The organism is Yinghuangia sp. YIM S10712, assembly GCF_051388935.1.
In the GTDB taxonomy this organism is placed as follows: Bacteria; Actinomycetota; Actinomycetes; order Streptomycetales; family Streptomycetaceae; genus Yinghuangia.
The window spans coordinates 560,083-574,068 of the sequence record NZ_JBPKBI010000001.1 but is presented as its reverse complement, the minus strand read 5'-3'; the positions used below and the strand labels follow the sequence as shown (position 1 = coordinate 574,068).

The 13,986-nt window shown below is 68.0% G+C and carries 18 protein-coding genes; 9 read left to right on the top strand and 9 right to left on the bottom strand.

Features of this window, described 5'->3' with window-relative positions; all coding sequences use genetic code 11:
* Positions 1-127 precede the first annotated feature (127 nt).
* From ACRX5W_RS02680 to tgmC, 6 genes are all read left to right on the top strand, one after another.
* On the top strand, positions 128-337 hold the full coding sequence (locus ACRX5W_RS02680) for a hypothetical protein (RefSeq protein WP_436786240.1): 210 nt from the start codon (positions 128-130) through the stop codon (positions 335-337).
* Entirely contained in the window at positions 315-833 is a 519-nt protein-coding gene (locus tag ACRX5W_RS02675; protein ID WP_436786239.1) for a DUF6879 family protein, read from the top strand. Before ACRX5W_RS02680 ends, ACRX5W_RS02675 begins: the two co-directional genes overlap by 23 nt.
* Positions 830-1,660: a helix-turn-helix domain-containing protein gene (locus ACRX5W_RS02670; protein WP_436786238.1), complete on the top strand. Its 831-nt coding sequence runs from the start codon at positions 830-832 to the stop codon at positions 1,658-1,660. Before ACRX5W_RS02675 ends, ACRX5W_RS02670 begins: the two co-directional genes overlap by 4 nt.
* A 63-nt stretch (positions 1,661-1,723) precedes the next feature.
* Positions 1,724-1,972 carry a putative ATP-grasp-modified RiPP gene (tgmA, locus tag ACRX5W_RS02665; RefSeq protein WP_436786237.1) on the top strand — a complete coding sequence of 83 codons (249 nt, stop codon included), beginning with the start codon at positions 1,724-1,726 and terminating at the stop codon, positions 1,970-1,972.
* A gap of 3 nt (positions 1,973-1,975) precedes the next feature.
* On the top strand, positions 1,976-2,932 hold the full coding sequence (gene tgmB / locus ACRX5W_RS02660; protein WP_436786236.1) for an ATP-grasp ribosomal peptide maturase: 957 nt from the start codon (positions 1,976-1,978) through the stop codon (positions 2,930-2,932).
* Positions 2,929-4,098, top strand: coding sequence for an ATP-grasp peptide maturase system methyltransferase (gene tgmC / locus ACRX5W_RS02655; protein ID WP_436786235.1), 1,170 nt, complete (start codon positions 2,929-2,931; stop codon positions 4,096-4,098). The genes tgmB and tgmC overlap by 4 nt, the downstream gene beginning before the upstream one ends.
* A 162-nt stretch (positions 4,099-4,260) precedes the next feature.
* Here tgmC and ACRX5W_RS02650 read toward each other — a convergent pair whose 3' ends face one another.
* Positions 4,261-4,623 carry a hypothetical protein gene (locus ACRX5W_RS02650; protein ID WP_436786234.1) on the bottom strand — a complete coding sequence of 121 codons (363 nt, stop codon included), beginning with the start codon at positions 4,621-4,623 and terminating at the stop codon, positions 4,261-4,263.
* Here ACRX5W_RS02650 and ACRX5W_RS02645 point away from each other — a divergent pair.
* Complete coding sequence (locus ACRX5W_RS02645) at positions 4,563-5,222, top strand: MFS transporter (protein ID WP_436786233.1); 660 nt, start codon at positions 4,563-4,565, stop codon at positions 5,220-5,222. The genes ACRX5W_RS02650 and ACRX5W_RS02645 overlap by 61 nt on opposite strands.
* A gap of 321 nt (positions 5,223-5,543) precedes the next feature.
* Here ACRX5W_RS02645 and ACRX5W_RS02640 read toward each other — a convergent pair whose 3' ends face one another.
* Entirely contained in the window at positions 5,544-5,984 is a 441-nt protein-coding gene (locus ACRX5W_RS02640; protein WP_436786232.1) for a hypothetical protein, read from the bottom strand.
* A complete protein-coding gene (locus ACRX5W_RS02635) occupies positions 5,981-6,187 on the bottom strand; it encodes a hypothetical protein (RefSeq protein WP_436786231.1) in 207 nt (68 codons plus the stop codon). The genes ACRX5W_RS02640 and ACRX5W_RS02635 overlap by 4 nt, the downstream gene beginning before the upstream one ends.
* Positions 6,188-6,315: 128 nt before the next feature.
* Between ACRX5W_RS02635 and ACRX5W_RS02630 the strand changes: the two genes are divergently transcribed.
* Together ACRX5W_RS02630 and ACRX5W_RS02625 are read left to right on the top strand one after the other, a co-directional pair.
* The gene (locus ACRX5W_RS02630; RefSeq protein ID WP_436786230.1) at positions 6,316-7,167 is read left to right on the top strand and encodes a helix-turn-helix domain-containing protein; all 852 of its coding nucleotides are present in this window, start codon (positions 6,316-6,318) and stop codon (positions 7,165-7,167) included.
* A complete protein-coding gene (locus ACRX5W_RS02625; protein WP_436786229.1) occupies positions 7,146-7,346 on the top strand; it encodes a DUF397 domain-containing protein in 201 nt (66 codons plus the stop codon). Before ACRX5W_RS02630 ends, ACRX5W_RS02625 begins: the two co-directional genes overlap by 22 nt.
* A gap of 114 nt (positions 7,347-7,460) precedes the next feature.
* On the opposite strand, the gene rarD is transcribed toward ACRX5W_RS02625, so the two are convergent.
* From rarD to resB, 6 genes are all read right to left on the bottom strand, one after another.
* Entirely contained in the window at positions 7,461-8,510 is a 1,050-nt protein-coding gene (rarD, locus tag ACRX5W_RS02620; protein ID WP_436786228.1) for an EamA family transporter RarD, read from the bottom strand.
* A 147-nt stretch (positions 8,511-8,657) separates the two neighbouring features.
* Positions 8,658-8,810, bottom strand: a complete 153-nt coding sequence (locus ACRX5W_RS02615; protein ID WP_436786227.1) for a hypothetical protein — start codon at positions 8,808-8,810, stop codon at positions 8,658-8,660.
* A gap of 337 nt (positions 8,811-9,147) precedes the next feature.
* Complete coding sequence (locus ACRX5W_RS02610) at positions 9,148-9,891, bottom strand: class I SAM-dependent methyltransferase (protein ID WP_436786226.1); 744 nt, start codon at positions 9,889-9,891, stop codon at positions 9,148-9,150.
* 157 nt (positions 9,892-10,048) lie between these two features.
* Complete coding sequence (locus ACRX5W_RS02605) at positions 10,049-10,747, bottom strand: SH3 domain-containing protein (protein WP_436786225.1); 699 nt, start codon at positions 10,745-10,747, stop codon at positions 10,049-10,051.
* Positions 10,748-10,970: 223 nt separating this feature from the next.
* Positions 10,971-12,086 (bottom strand): c-type cytochrome biogenesis protein CcsB, encoded by a 1,116-nt coding sequence (ccsB, locus tag ACRX5W_RS02600; RefSeq protein ID WP_436786767.1) that lies wholly within the window; start codon positions 12,084-12,086, stop codon positions 10,971-10,973.
* Between the two features lie 71 nt (positions 12,087-12,157).
* Complete coding sequence (gene resB, locus ACRX5W_RS02595) at positions 12,158-13,984, bottom strand: cytochrome c biogenesis protein ResB (RefSeq protein ID WP_436786224.1); 1,827 nt, start codon at positions 13,982-13,984, stop codon at positions 12,158-12,160.
* Positions 13,985-13,986: the final 2 nt, after the last annotated feature.

Sequence of the window (13,986 nt, the reverse complement as noted above, 5' to 3'; positions counted from 1 at the left end):
CCCCCCCCCCCCCCCCCCCCCCCCGCGCACGTCCGGTTTCCCGATGTGGAAACCGAAAGCTCTTGTCTTCCCTTGCCAAGGACCGGAAGCATCGGGCTGAAGGTACAGAGTTGCAGGAGGGGGAGCCATGAGGGTCCGGAAACTCGTGAGCACTTGCGACATCAAGGATTGCCCGACCATCTACGCGACAGCCCGCGGGACCTTTCTTGTTCAGGGTGAGACACCCGCGGATCACGGGCTGATCCTTCCTGAGCATGAAGCGGTGGTCGAGATCCCGATCGAGCTGGTGCTTGACCTGGTACGGAAGGGACTCCATGGCGAGCAAGAATCTCAGTGATCTCTTCGATACGTTCGAGCGCGAGGCATTCCGCCTGGAAACGCTGGACGACTACAGCGGTTCGGGGAATACGGAAGCGTACCGGGCCTTCTTGTCCGGGCAACCGAGACCGGCCGACTACAACGAAGCCTGGATCGCCGAGCTCCGAAGCCACACAGCCCGGGGCAAGCGCATTTACCGCGTCCATGTCCTGACGCGCCCCCTGACCCCATACCTGAGGTTCGAACTGGGGTGGGGCTATCAAGCGAATGCTGCCGGGGGCGAGGAGTTCTACATCCTCGATGTCACCGGAACGCCCAATCCATTTGACGAACAGCCGGATTTCTGGCTTTTCGACGAGACAACCGCTGTGCTGATGCACTATGACGAAACAGGGCGAATCATACGTCGGGAGACGCTGCCGTCGTCCTGCGGGCGGGACTTCGTCGGCTTGCGGGATCGGGCGCTGGAACAGGCTCAGCCCTTCCCCGATTGGTGGGCGAAGTACGGCGAGTGAACAAGACGGAACTCGGCGCCGCACTGCGGGCATTGCGGCAGGCCTCCGGCAAGGAGGCCAAGGCCGTGGCCCGCAGTGCGGTGATGTCCGCGGCCAAGCTGTCGAAGATCGAGAACGGTCGTGTTGTCCCCGGTGTGGCCGACGTCGAACGCATCCTCAGCGCCTTGGCGGTATCGGAAGAGGTCAAGGCCGAGTATCTGTCGGTGGCCAGGGCGCAGGCCACGGAAGCGACGGCGTGGCGACTCGTCCGACGCATGGGCGTGCACAAGGCGCAACAGCAGACTCTGGCGCTGGAATCTCGCATGCAACTGCTGCGGCTCTTCCAGCCTGCGCTCATACCCGGACTGCTCCAGACACCCGAATACATCCGAGCTGTGCTCTCCAGGCATAACCTCGGCGAGGATGTCCTGATGCAGACGATGCGGACGAGAATCGACAGACAGCAGGTTCTTTACGACTCGACGAAGGATCTGCGCTTCATTGTCACCGAGCCGGTTTTGCGGTGGCGGATAGTCTCGACCAGCCGGATGGCAGAACAGCTCGACCGAATTATTTCGCTGTCGCGCTTGCCCGGGATAGATGTTCGTGTCGTTCCTCTGTCGGCACGGCAGACGGACGTGGCGAACCATGCCTTTGTCATCCGAGATGACAAGACCGTGGCCGTCGAGACGATTCACGCCGAAGTGACAGTCACCGACCCCCGCGACGTCTCGCTGTACATACGAAAGTTTGAAGGCTTCAGTTCGACTGCGCTCTACGGCGACGAGATGCGCGCGATGGTCGCGAACATCCGGGACGAATTCTTGCGCGAACGGGAAACCGTCTAGGCGAACCTGCTGCATCCCGCAATCATTTGGCGTTGTTGCCATCAATCCGTCTGGAGGAATCCGATGCAGCACACGCAACTTCGCCCCTGGGGCGTGGGCCGGATGCGGCCGTACCCGTCGACCTGCGCCCAGCCGTTTGCCACCGTCGCCATCGACCCCGTCACTCAGCTCGGGGTCTTTCGTGACCGACGGGGCCAGGTGGTGGAGATGGGCAAGCACGGAACCAGCCGAGGCACCGAGACTCAACCGCAATCCACCAACCTGGACTCGCGCAACGACACCGACCACGACCACGACAGCACCCAGGACTGACGGATGGCCAAGGGATCCGTACTGGTGGCCACCGAGGCGGACGACCAGACCGCGGACATGGTCATCGACGAGCTCAATCGGCGTGGGGTGCCGGTGGTCCGGTTCAATCCCTCCGACATCGGCGGGGACTTGGCGATTTCGGCTTCGTTCGGCAGTTGCCCGACTACGGCGCCACGTCAGGTGCTGCGGACGCCGTCACGGACCGCCGACCTGGACACCGCTCGGTCGCTGTACTGGCGCCGACCGACCTGGCCGGCCTTCGACCACTTCGAGGAAGCGGATGCCCGGTTCGCCGCCGCACAAGTGCGGCATGGCCTCGGCGGCACGCTCTACGCACTGCCGAACTGCCGGTACGTCAACCATCCGCTGCGCAATTTCGAGGCCGAGCACAAACCGCTGCAACTCGCCGTGGCCAGGTGCCTGGGCCTCACGGTGCCGCCCACACTGGTGTCGAACGACCTGGATGAGGTCCAGCGATTCATCGCGACTCACCGCAATGTGGTCTACAAGGCGCTGCGTTGGACGCCTTACCAACAGGGCGCCACAGGGTTCACGACATGGACCGAGCCGGTCACCGCCGCCGAGTTGGACGAGTCGGTCACTGTGGTGCCGCACCTGTTCCAGGCCCGCGTGGACAAAATCGCCGACGTGCGGGCGCTCGTCATCGGGACGCGGGTGTTCGCCGTCCGAATCGACTCCGGTCTCCTGGATTGGAGACGCGATTACAGCGCGCTCGCCTACCGCGTGGTCAACCTCCCGCACCAGGTCGACGCGGCTCTGCTCGCGTACCTTCGGCACTTCGGCCTGAGCTCGGGAAGCTTCGATCTCGCCGTCGACCGCGACGGCGGCTACCACTGGCTTGAGTTGAACCCGAACGGCCAGTGGGGGTGGCTGGAGGACGAGACCGGGTTGCCGCTGGCCGCCTCCTTTGCCGATCTTCTCGAACAAGGGGGACCGTGACCCCGGACACGGCGGCCGAGCGCCGCGCGCTCGCGGACCGTCTCGAAGCGAGCGGTCATCTGGTCAACCCCGCTTGGCGAGCGGCGGTGGAAGCTGTGCCTCGCGAACTCTTCCTCCACCCTGGGGTGTTCCTCCCCACCGAGGACGGGCGATGGCGGCCGGTGACCGCACTCGGCAGCCGTCCCGAAGACTGGACGGCCATCGCGTACAGCGACCAGTCGCTGGTCACACAGCTCGACGGACACCTGACGGCCGATCAAGTGGCTCACCCGGTCACCGGCTTCCCCACCTCCTCGTCGACCGTCCCCGCCACCGTGCTCTCCATGATCGAAGCTTTGGACATCGAAGACGGACAGTCCGTACTGGAAGTGGGCACCGGGACCGGGTACTCCACTGCGCTGTTGTGCCACCGGCTGGGCGAAGACCGAGTCGCCACGATCGAAGTCGATCCATATGTCGCCGCGCGTGCGGATGCCGCGCTGGAGACGGCCGGTTACTCGACGTGGACGGTTACCGGTGACGGGCTGCTCGGCCACCCGTACCGCGCGCTGTACGACAAGGTAATCGCCACCTGCGCGGTCCGCCGCATCCCCTATTCGTGGGTCCGGCAGACCAGACCGGGCGGCACGATTCTGGCCACGGTCGGGCCGTGGTCATACGGCACCGGACTCGCCAAAGTGACGGTACTGGAGGACGGCACGGCGGAGGGCCGCATCATCGGGCGGTCGTCGTTCATGCCGGCCCGCTCACAGGCGGTGCCGCCGGTGGCCGGCGACTTGTCCGCTCGCACGGCGTACGCCGACACCGAACGCCGCACGACGATCCCGCCCAAGATGCTGGAGGAGTGGACCCCCGCCTTCCTGGCGCAACTGGCCGCCCCCGACGCGCAGTTGGTGAAGACAGCTGCTGATGATGGACAGGTCGTCCATTACCTTTTCGCGCCCAATAGAGAGTCCTTCGCCGCGATCACCGGCGATGGGAACGGCTGGACGGTCCGCCAAGGCGGGCCGGTTGCACTGTGGGATGCGGTCGAGCGTGCGCTGACCGGTTGGACGAAGGCCGGGCGCCCCGAGATCAGCGCCGTCCAACTCCGGCTCACCATCCGCTCGCACGAGTACTGGATCGGCGAAGAGCCGTCCCTGCGCTGGGAACACCGCCTTGCGTAAGCCGCTGCGCAGATCACCGCGCGCCGGGCGGGCCCGGTCCGAGTGGGAATTCAGACGCACAGCAGCCGCGAAGACGAATTCCGAGGCGACGACCCGGAGGGCGGCGGCGAGGGCCGCACGAAGGACTGACGCCGGGCCGCCGGGCGGTGGAGCCGGGCGTCGTCAGGGTGTCGGCTGGGGGTCCGGGGGCGGCTTGTCGGGAGCTTGTTTTGCGGTGATCTCCTGGGCGGTGCGGATGAATGCGTGGATGCGCGGGGTGTTGTTGGTGGTGAGCCAGGTGGGCACCCAGTCGAGGGGAGGGGCGTCGGCGAGGGGGACGTAGGCGACGTCGGGGCGGGTGTAGAACCGCGCGGCCTGGGCGCCGACGATGAAGGCGCCCTTTCCCGCGCCGATCAGCGCGAGTGCCTCTTGGAAGGTCTCGAACCAAGGTCCGGTGGGGATGGCCCGGCCTTGAGGGGTCCACCGTGGTGTGCGATCGTCCCGCCAGTCACCGGGCAGCGCACCGGCCGGGCGCAGGAGCGGCACGTCGGCGGTCGGCGCTGAAGGCGGGCTTCGCGTACGTGCCGCTCGCCGTCGCCGTCGCGGCCGGTGCGGGCATCGCCTCCGACCTGGTCACCAAGATGGCGGCCCGCCCGGTGGTCATGATCGGTCTCGCCCTCACCGTCGCCGGCCTGCTGCTGATGTGGCGGGCTCCGGCGGACGGCAGTTACGCGGTCGACCTGCTGGCCCCCTTCATCCTGCTCGGCCTCGGCTGCGGCATGGTGTTCGTGACCTTGCAGATCGCCGCGTTCGTCGGGGTCTCCGACAAGGAGGCGGGCGTCGGGGCCGGTCTGATCAACACCAGCCAGGAGGCCGGCGGCGCGCTCGGTCTGGCGGTCGTGGCGACCATCGCCTACAGCGGCATGGGCGCCGAACTGGCTGCGGCGGGAAGTGATCCCGAGATGATCGCCAAGGCCCACGAGGCGGCCAACCACGACGCTTTCCTGTCCGGGGCAGTCCTCGGCGCCGTCGCCCTGCTGATCGTCGCCACCCTGATGCCGCGCGGCAAGGCGTCCATGCAATCCAAAACCGAGGCCGCGCCCGCCGATGGCCCCGAACCGGTACGCGCGAACGCGGGACAGTAACGGCAACCAAGCCGCCCGTGCGATGAGCGCGCAAGGACCGCGATGCCCGGCCGGCAGCCGGCACCAGCAGTGGTGCGGACGCCGGCCGGCGCCCGGTCGGTATGCCGGGAGCCAGTGGCCGTCTGCGGTGTGATTATTCGGGAACTCCGCCGGCAATGGCGACAAGGCCGGGACCGCATTCGACGCGGTTCCGGCTGTCCCGGGTTTATATGAGCCGACAGGGAATGCGCGGCCAGGGTGCGGATGAATGCCGGCGGCTCAGTAGTTCCCGCCGTTCCGTTAAGACCGCTCCCCCGCAAATCCAACACGGCACCTGCGAGATCACGGCAGCGAACGGAACTCCCCCGCGCGGGCGGCCTCGTCGTTCCATTGCTGTTGAAGGTCGGTGCGGGCGCGCGCCATTGTCTGCGGGGAAATCGCCGAGTGCGGTACGAGCCACCACGCGCGGTCGTAGGTGACATCGCGCCGGAAGAACGTGGTGAGGGCGACGCGGACGAGAGGCGCGGCGCGCATCGGACCGCCGTAGCTGGTCAGGGATTCGCGCAGTCTGAAGCCCCGGTCGGAGACGTACACGGCGCCCCCGCGGGCGGCCACAGACGCGTGGGCCGGATCGCTGCCCCAGGCGACGAGGACCATGAGCGGCGCAAGCAAACGCTCGACGGGCGGGCCCGGTTGCGGCGTCGCGGCGGCAACGTCCGGCACGTCCAAGAGCCTTGCGACGAAGGGACGGTAGTGCACCCGGCGGGATTCCTCGTCGCTCACATCCGCTCCCGCAAACGCTCCGCGAACCGGGCGGCGTGCGCGGCCGAATTGGTTCCGAGGTGCACGCCGGCCGTCCCGTCGGGCAGCAAACACGGGCGCATATCGGGGAATTCGACGTCCAGCGCGGATAACGCCGAGGCCAATTGCCGTGCGGTGTCCGTGGCATCCGCACCCGGGTGCGGGGTCTTTGCTCGTGTCGCCATCCGCCGTACGCCTTCCGCCGTCGAACAGGAATTTCACGTTCCGTGCCTACAGCATTACCGTTCGGCCGTACTCTCAAGAGTGACATCGCGGTGCCCGGTGCCTTTGGTAACGGCGGAGGTATGCCCAAATGCAATTCCAAGAACGCGAGTTGACGCCCGGCGCGTCACCGCGCCATTTCTACGGCTCCGAGATCCGGCGCCACCGCAAGCTCCTGGACATGTCGCTCGCAGGGCTGGCCGACATCCTCGGCTACAGCCGCGTGCACGTGTCCCGGTTCGAGACGGCAGAGCGGCCGATCCCGCCGGACCTGCCGCCGAAGCTCGACATGGCATTCGGGACGAACGGGACGTTCGTGGTGCTGTATGAGCTGATCAAGAACGAGATCTTCCCGGACTTCGTACGGCGGTTCATGCATCTGGCGGCGACAGCCGTCCGGATCCGTGAGTTCTCATGTGCGATGGTCCCGGGCCTGCTGCAAACGCCTGCGTACGCCTTCGCGCTACTGCGGGCGAGTCAGGCCACCGCGACAGACGAGAAGATCCAGGAAGACGTCGAGGCCCGCTTGGGTCGACAAGCCACGCTCGCCCGCAACAACCCGCCACACCTGTTGGTCGTCCTGGACGAGGCTGTGCTGCGCCGACCTGTGGGCGGCCCGAAGGTCATGGCCGAGCAACTCCAACATTTGCTGACGTTCAGTCAGTCATCGGGCGTGATCATCCAGCTGATCCCGTTCGCCCACGGTGCCCATGCCCTCTTGGGCGGCTCGCTGACGCTGCTGACGCAAGCTGACGGAAGCCAAAGCGCTTACCTGGAAGGCAGCCACACGGGGCAACTCATCGAAGACGTGACGGCGGCGGCGGCGGGGTACGAATTGGCGTACGATCTCGTCCGCGCCAGCGCCCTGACGCAGGAGGCGTCAGCAGCCATGATTCGCGCGGCTGTGAAGGAGTATCAAGCATGCGCCCCTCTCCCCACTTGAGCACCGCCGCTTGGCGCAAGTCGACCTACAGCAACGGCCAGGGCGGCAACTGCGTGGAGGTCGCTGTAGGCACCCCCGGCATCGTCCCCGTCCGCGACAGCAAAGACCCCGCACGCGGCGTGCTCGCCGTTACCCCGTCCTCGTGGGACGCCCTCACCGGTGAACTCAAGCACGTCTGACCGTCCTTCGCCGAGACCTACGAACTCCCGTACATAACAGTAGAGTTCGTAGGTCTCGGCGTAGTCGTTCGGTATCAACGCCCAGCCGACGTCAACTCGCTTGCCCAGCAGGCCTCAACTGTCACGATCCGCGTGGCCGCGCAAGGCGTCCGGAGGCTTTGCCACGTCGTGCAGGGAGTCAGGGCGGGTCATCCGGTCTTGCTCCGCCCTCGGCTCCGCACCGCCTGCGACTGCGGCAGTTCCGGTCGAACGCGGGCACTCCGGCCTGTCGATCGCCTCACGCCCCCTGTGGCTGCGTACGGCATCAGTGGCAAAGACCGCCAGCGCGCACCACAGCAACGCGAAACCCGCCCAGCGCGATGCGGTCATCGGCTCGTGGCGCACCCCGACGCCGATGGCGAACTGCAAAGCCGGGTTGAGGTAACTCACCAAGCTGTAGGCGGACAGCGGAATGCGCCCGATCGCTGCGGTACGCAGGATGCTCGGCACCGCGGTGATCAGCCCTGCCGCAGGCAGGAGCCACACCATCTCCCAACGGGCCACCGCCGCGGCCGATCCGCCCCCGCCCCACAGGATCACCGCCAGTCCGAGGGGGCACACCATCGTGAGCTCGATCGCGGTGCCGGCCGCGGCGGGCAACGGACGACGCTTGCGCACCAGGTTGTACGCCGCCACCGTCCCCGCGATCGACAGCGCCAGCCACGGCACTCCCCCGTACGCCGCGATCAACACCGCCAAAGCGAACGTCGCCGACGCGCACGCGAACCACTGCGCCCGGCGCATCCGTTCCCGAAATACGAGCACCCCGGTGACAGCGCCGAGCAGCGGCCCGATCAGCAGCGCGAGCGACGCCTCGACGACGTGGCCGGAGACCACGGCGTAGACATAAGCCGCCCACGACGCACCCAGCAGTACTCCGCTCACCGCCAACGACCGCAAAGCAGTGGGCGAGCGGACAAGAGTCGCCATGTCAGCGCGGGTGCCAGCGCGCACGAGCACGAACGCAACGGCCACCAGGCACGACCAGACCACGCGGTGGGCCACGATCGCCAGGGAGTCCATCGAATCGAGCAGCGGCCAGAACAACGGCTGGAGACCCCATACGAGTTGGGTCGTGACCGCGTACACCGTGCCGGTTGCGACACGGTCGCGCGCCGTCGCCATCGGCCCCGTCCCCTCCCGCGCTTCGCGCAGCGGCACGCAGCCGACGCGGCGCATCCGAGGTTACGCGGGCCGCGCCGAGCACCGGGTTCGCAGGAAAAACATTCGCGGATTGTGGATACGGTCAGCCGTGGTGGCGTCTGTGCGCGCTCAGGCCGTCGTCCAGGCGTGCAGTTTGTCGGGGTTGAGGACAGCCCAGATACGGCTGATCCGGTGGCCGGTTATGTCGAAGGCGATGACCGCTACGGTGACGCCGGCGTGCTGTGCCACCAGTCCCGGCTGCCCGTTGACCGTGCGCCCCACGAGCGTTAGGCCGGTTGTCGCACCCGGGTGCCGCTCAACGTAAAAGCGCGCGACCTGCTCGGCGCCTTCGACCGGGTGCAACTCGGCCGTGGCCCGTCCACCACCGTCGCCGGTCGCCGTGGCGTCGGGGGCCGGCAGGGCGACGAGGGCGGCGATGTCCTGGGCCTCCCAGGCACGCTTGAACGCTCTGACGATGTCGGCGTGCCGGGCCGACGCGGCAGGCTCGGGCCGACGCGCGCGGACGCGGCGGCGGCCCGTCTCCCCGGGAGGGGCCGATCGGTGTGCGGTGCATGCCGCGTCGGGGACGGGCTCGTACGCGAGTCGTCCGTGGTGCCGGTCAAAGATCGGACACGAGAAGCCGATAGCCGACGTCGATGCTGTCGAGGGCGAGCAGATCGGTGTAGCGGTCCTGCCATCTGCCGGTCGCCAGGTCGTCGGCAAGGACGGCCAGACCGGGGGCGAGGACGTCTGGGTCAGTCTGCGCCAGCATGGAGATCCCGGCGCGCACTTGAGGGTCGAGGTACGCCCGTGGTCGACGCCAGTACGCGGCGCCAAACCCGTCGGTGCAGTCGTGCGGGACGGGCACCGGCTCCACGCGTGCTCCGCCGAGTAGTTCGACCAAGTCGTCGATGCCGATCGCCCGTTTGTCGTCGAGCGCGGCTGTTTGGGGGAGGTAGTCGCGTACCAGCCAGAACCTTTCCCGGAAGACCGACTGATCCCACGTCAGCAGAACGATGCGGCGCCGGGCGACGCGGCGGAGTTCGCTGAGCCCCGCGACGGTGTCGGTCCAGTGATGGATGGTCAGCACCGCCATCACCGCGTCGACGGATCGGTCGCGCAGCGGAAGTTGTTCCGCGACGGCCCGAACTGCGGGGGCGGCTCCGGGCGGACGCTGGCTGATCATGGCGTGGCTGGGTTCGATCGCGAGGATGGTTTCGGAGGGTTCGTAGGAGCCTGTCCCGGCCCCGACGTTGACCACGTCGGAGACATCGCCGAGCGCGTTTCGGATCTGAGCTGCGATTCGCGGATCCGGTCGGCGAGTCAGACTGTATGAGGTCCCGAGCGAGTCGTAGATGGGCACGAGATCAGCTTTCCACCGTCGTGGCGGGCGCGCGCTCGGTCTCGGGCGGTGCCGTCCAGGCTCGGCGGCTCCCCGTTCCGGGCTTGCCTCGTCACGAGGCAACTCTCCTGCCTGCACACTTCGCCCACCGCGGAAGTGCTCAACCACACCCGGGTACTCAGCACGCCGGGACGAGTCTGGTGATGTCGTCCTCGGTGAGGAGCCAACCGTCGGAGACGTAGCCCGTGGCGCCTTCGGGGGTGATGATCTTGTCCCAGGTTGTCGTGGTGCGGCCGGTGAAGGAGACCACGCTGGGGCCGGTCGTGTGGCAGACGACGGTGACCGGGGTGTTGTTGGGCAGCGTTGCGATCAGGTCGGCACGTTGGGTGGGGGCGCTGCGGACCATGAGCGTGTATTGCTTGGCGTAGGCGACCTTGGGAGCGGGCTGGGCGGGCTGCGCCGGAGGCGGAGCCGGTTGCGGCGGTGGGGTGTTCGGGTATGCCGAAGGCGGCGGGGCTTGGGGCGCCGGTGGTGTGGCTCCTGATGTGGGCGCCGGGGTGGGGGCCACCGGCATTTCCGCCGTCGGGCCGGCCGCGGCGACCAGCGCAGGCTCGTTGGGAGGCAGAGGCGGGGGCAGGGAGCTGCCGGGGGAGGTCGATGCGGAGTGCCTGTCGGTGCGGCGGGTGTCCTCGCCGACGATGACGTCGGCGACTATCCACGCGGCGATCGCCAGGATGAGGAAGGCGATGACGGCAGCCGGCTTGGACCCGGTCGCGCGCACCAGGGCGTTGGCCGCGCGGCGGCGCCAACTCCGCAGCAGCTCGGGAAGTTCACCGATCCGGCGGGCCCGGTGACGCCCCCGCCCGTCTTCGCCCACGGCCGCCTCCCCCCGTCAGCCCGACGCGGCTCCACCGTACGGGCCGCCGGCACGAAGCTACTCAGACCCGACGAACTCCATCATCGCGCACGGTAGTTGATCGTTCCAACAGCGCAAAAGGGGCGCGTTGGCGCCGGTTTCCGAGCGAGTCTGAGCACATGCGTCGCGACGCGGGTGAAGGGCGCGCCGGGCGTAGACCCGCCGCGTTCGGGGGCAACGTTTGTCAGACGCCGGCGTACGAATGCAGGCCGTTGATGAAGATGTTGACGCCGTAGTAGTTGAACAGGAAGCACGCGAAAGCGAACAGCGAGAGCCATGCCGCGTTGCGTCCCTTCCACCCGCCGGTCGCCCGGGCGTGCAGGTAGGCCGCGTATGCCACCCACGTGATGAACGACCAGGTCTCCTTCGGGTCCCAGCCCCAGTAGCGGCCCCAGGCGTTCTCCGCCCAGATCGCACCCGCGACGACGGCGAAGGTCCACAGCGGGAAGATCAGCGCGTTGACGCGGTAAGCCGTCTTGTCGAGCGAGGCCGGACTCGGAAGGCGTTCGATCATGGAGTCCCACGGGCGCGTCTTCGGCGGCGAGGACGGCCCGGACGACCCGGACGGCACGGCCATGCGCTTGGTGTGGCTGTCCTTCATCAGGTAGAGGATCGACGCGAGTGCGCCGATGTGGAACGCGCCGAAGGACACGATCGCCGTCGAGACGTGGATCCACAGCCAGTACGAGTGCAGCGCGGGCACGAGTTGCTGGCTGTCGGTGTACAGCACGGTGACGGCTACGCCGAGCGTGGTGATGACCGGGAGCAGCACGAACAGGCCGAGCCAGCGCACCTTGCGGCGGGTCAGCAGGATGAGGAACGCCGCGACGACCATCAGGGCGACCGACACGGAGAACTCGTACATGTTGCCCCACGGCGCGCGCTTGACCGCGAAGCCGCGTGCGATGAGCGTTCCGGCATGCAGCAGGAACGCCAGCACGGTGAACGAGACCGCGATCCGGCCGAACCGGTCGGACCGTGCGTCGCCGCCGGTCACATCGCCCTCGTCGTCCGCCGACCCTCCGTCGTGGCCGCCGTCGCGCACGACGACCGTCACGCGCTGCTCGTCGGCGGGGGCTGCGGTCTCGACGGTGGCGACGGGCCGTTCGGCCACCGCGACACCGCCGCGCCGCGCGGCGGCGAGCGTCGCGGCGGGGACGATCGCGCGGGCGGGCTCGGCCGCGGCGGGCTGCCGCACGAGTGCGGCGGACTGCTGTGCGACCCGGCTGCGACCGCCGAAGACCCACTCCGCGCAGAAGGCGAAGAAGGCCAGTCCGTAGACGGCGATGGCCGAGTACATACACCAGTTGCTCAGCTCGGCCAGGTTCTCGTTGACGGCGTCGACTGCCGCCAGAGTGTTCGGGGCCACGCCTACTCCTCGTCGTTTTTCGTCACGCCGGCGGCTGCGTCCGAGCCGTCGCCAGAGCCTGTGCCTCTGTCCGGGCCCGTGTCAGGGCCTGGGCCCCTGTCCCGGTCTTTGTTCGCCGTCGCGACCGGAGCCGCGGCCCGCAGGTCGTCGACGAGAGACTGCACCTCTTGTCCCAACCCGCCGCCTTCGGTACGGGTCAGCCCGGCGACCTCCACGACGGTACGCCCGTCGCTCCCCGGCGCCGCGCGCACCCACATCCGGCGGCGCCGCACGAACAGCGACAGCACGAGGCCGGTGATCGCGGCGATGACGCTGTAGAGGGCGAGACCCTTGCCGGGTTCGGAGGAGACCTCGAAGTTGGCCCACGGTTTGACGTCGTTGACGGTGATGGTGCTGCCGTCCGGCAGCGTCGTCTCGTACGCGGCGATCTTGCCGTCGGGCTGAACGCTGTACGTCTGCGGCACAAGCGTGGCCTTCCACGGCGTGCCGTCAGGGCCCGTGTACTGCTCCATCCCGCGGACGTTGAGCTTGTAGACCGACTGCGGAACGCCCGAGTCGATGCCGAGGCTGCCGTGGTACGCCGTCAGGTACAGGACCGGGTTGTCGAGCTCGGGGAAAAGCGATTGGGGGCCCGTCCCCTGCATGGAACCCTCTCGCGCGGTCGGCGCGAAAATTCCGTCGATCCCGATCTGCTGGAGTCCGGGGGAGACATCGGCGGCCTTGACGACGCCGGTCGAGATCTTGTTGGCGCCCTGGTCCAGGAACACCACGTCACCGCTGAACGCGACGTTGCCCGCCGCGTCGCGCACGGTGATGTCCAGCGCGTACCCGGTGTTGGCGAGGTAGACCTTGGTGTCGCCGACCACCAGCGGTTCGTTGACCTTGATCGTCCCGCTTTTGGTCTTCGTGTGGTCCCCGCCCTCCCAGTACTCGACCTCGGCCTTGTAATTGCGCGCGGCGCCGCGTTCCTCGCCCAGGCGTTCGAAGGTCTGGTCGAGTTTGGTGAGCTTGAAGCCGAACGACTGCATGTCGGTCTCGTCGAACAACGGGCCGGAATCGAAGTCGTCGTACTGGGCGAGGGAGTTGGCGAAGCCCTGTTCCGAGCCCTCGACGACGATCTTGTTGCCGCTGCCCTTGTAGAGGTTGCCGACCAGGAAGGCGACGAGGATTCCGACGAGTGCGACATGGAATAGCACGTTGCCGGTCTCGCGCGCGTAGCCCTTCTCCCCCGCGAGGGAGTCGTCCGCGGTGTTGAGGCGGAAGCGGCGGCGCTTGAGTTGCCCGCGTGCGGCGGCCAGCACGGTCTGCGCGTCGGCGTCCGTCTCCCAACGGGCGTACGCCGGAAGCCGTTCCATGCGGTGCGGCGCCTTCGGCGGCCGGCTGCCCAGCACGCGGGCGTGCGCCCACACGCGCGGGATGATGCAGCCGACGAGCGAGATCATCAGCAGCACGTAGATCGCGGCGAACCACCACGACGAGAAGACGTTGAAGAGCTGGAACCGGTCCATCCACCGCGCGAGGGCGGGATAGTCGCGGAAGTAGTCGTTGACGGCGAAGGGGTCGACGGAGCGCTGCGGGAAGATCGACCCGGGGATCGACGCGAGCGCGAGCATCAGCAGCAGGATCAGCGCGATCCGCATCGAGGTGAGCTGCCGCCAGGCCCAGCGCAGCCAGCCGACGACGCCGAGCACGGGCTGCTCGATCTCGTCGGAGTCCTGGCGTGGCGCGGTCGACATGCCCGCGTCGGCGGCCCCGTGGTCCGCGAGCCGGGCGTCGGCGGGACCGGTGTCCCGGGTCTGCTTGTCGGAGTCGGTCTCGATGGCTGCCAAGG

Coding starts and splice junctions, on each gene's coding strand:
- ccsB (WP_436786767.1), bottom strand. CDS start 12,086: ATGTACTCGGCCATCGCCGTCTACGGACTGGCCTTCTTCGCCTTCTGC.
- ACRX5W_RS02675 (WP_436786239.1), top strand. CDS start 315: ATGGCGAGCAAGAATCTCAGTGATCTCTTCGATACGTTCGAGCGCGAG.
- tgmB (WP_436786236.1), top strand. CDS start 1,976: ATGGCCAAGGGATCCGTACTGGTGGCCACCGAGGCGGACGACCAGACC.
- ACRX5W_RS02635 (WP_436786231.1), bottom strand. CDS start 6,187: ATGGCGACACGAGCAAAGACCCCGCACCCGGGTGCGGATGCCACGGAC.
- ACRX5W_RS02680 (WP_436786240.1), top strand. CDS start 128: ATGAGGGTCCGGAAACTCGTGAGCACTTGCGACATCAAGGATTGCCCG.
- tgmA (WP_436786237.1), top strand. CDS start 1,724: ATGCAGCACACGCAACTTCGCCCCTGGGGCGTGGGCCGGATGCGGCCG.
- ACRX5W_RS02630 (WP_436786230.1), top strand. CDS start 6,316: ATGCAATTCCAAGAACGCGAGTTGACGCCCGGCGCGTCACCGCGCCAT.
- rarD (WP_436786228.1), bottom strand. CDS start 8,510: ATGGCGACGGCGCGCGACCGTGTCGCAACCGGCACGGTGTACGCGGTC.
- ACRX5W_RS02625 (WP_436786229.1), top strand. CDS start 7,146: ATGCGCCCCTCTCCCCACTTGAGCACCGCCGCTTGGCGCAAGTCGACC.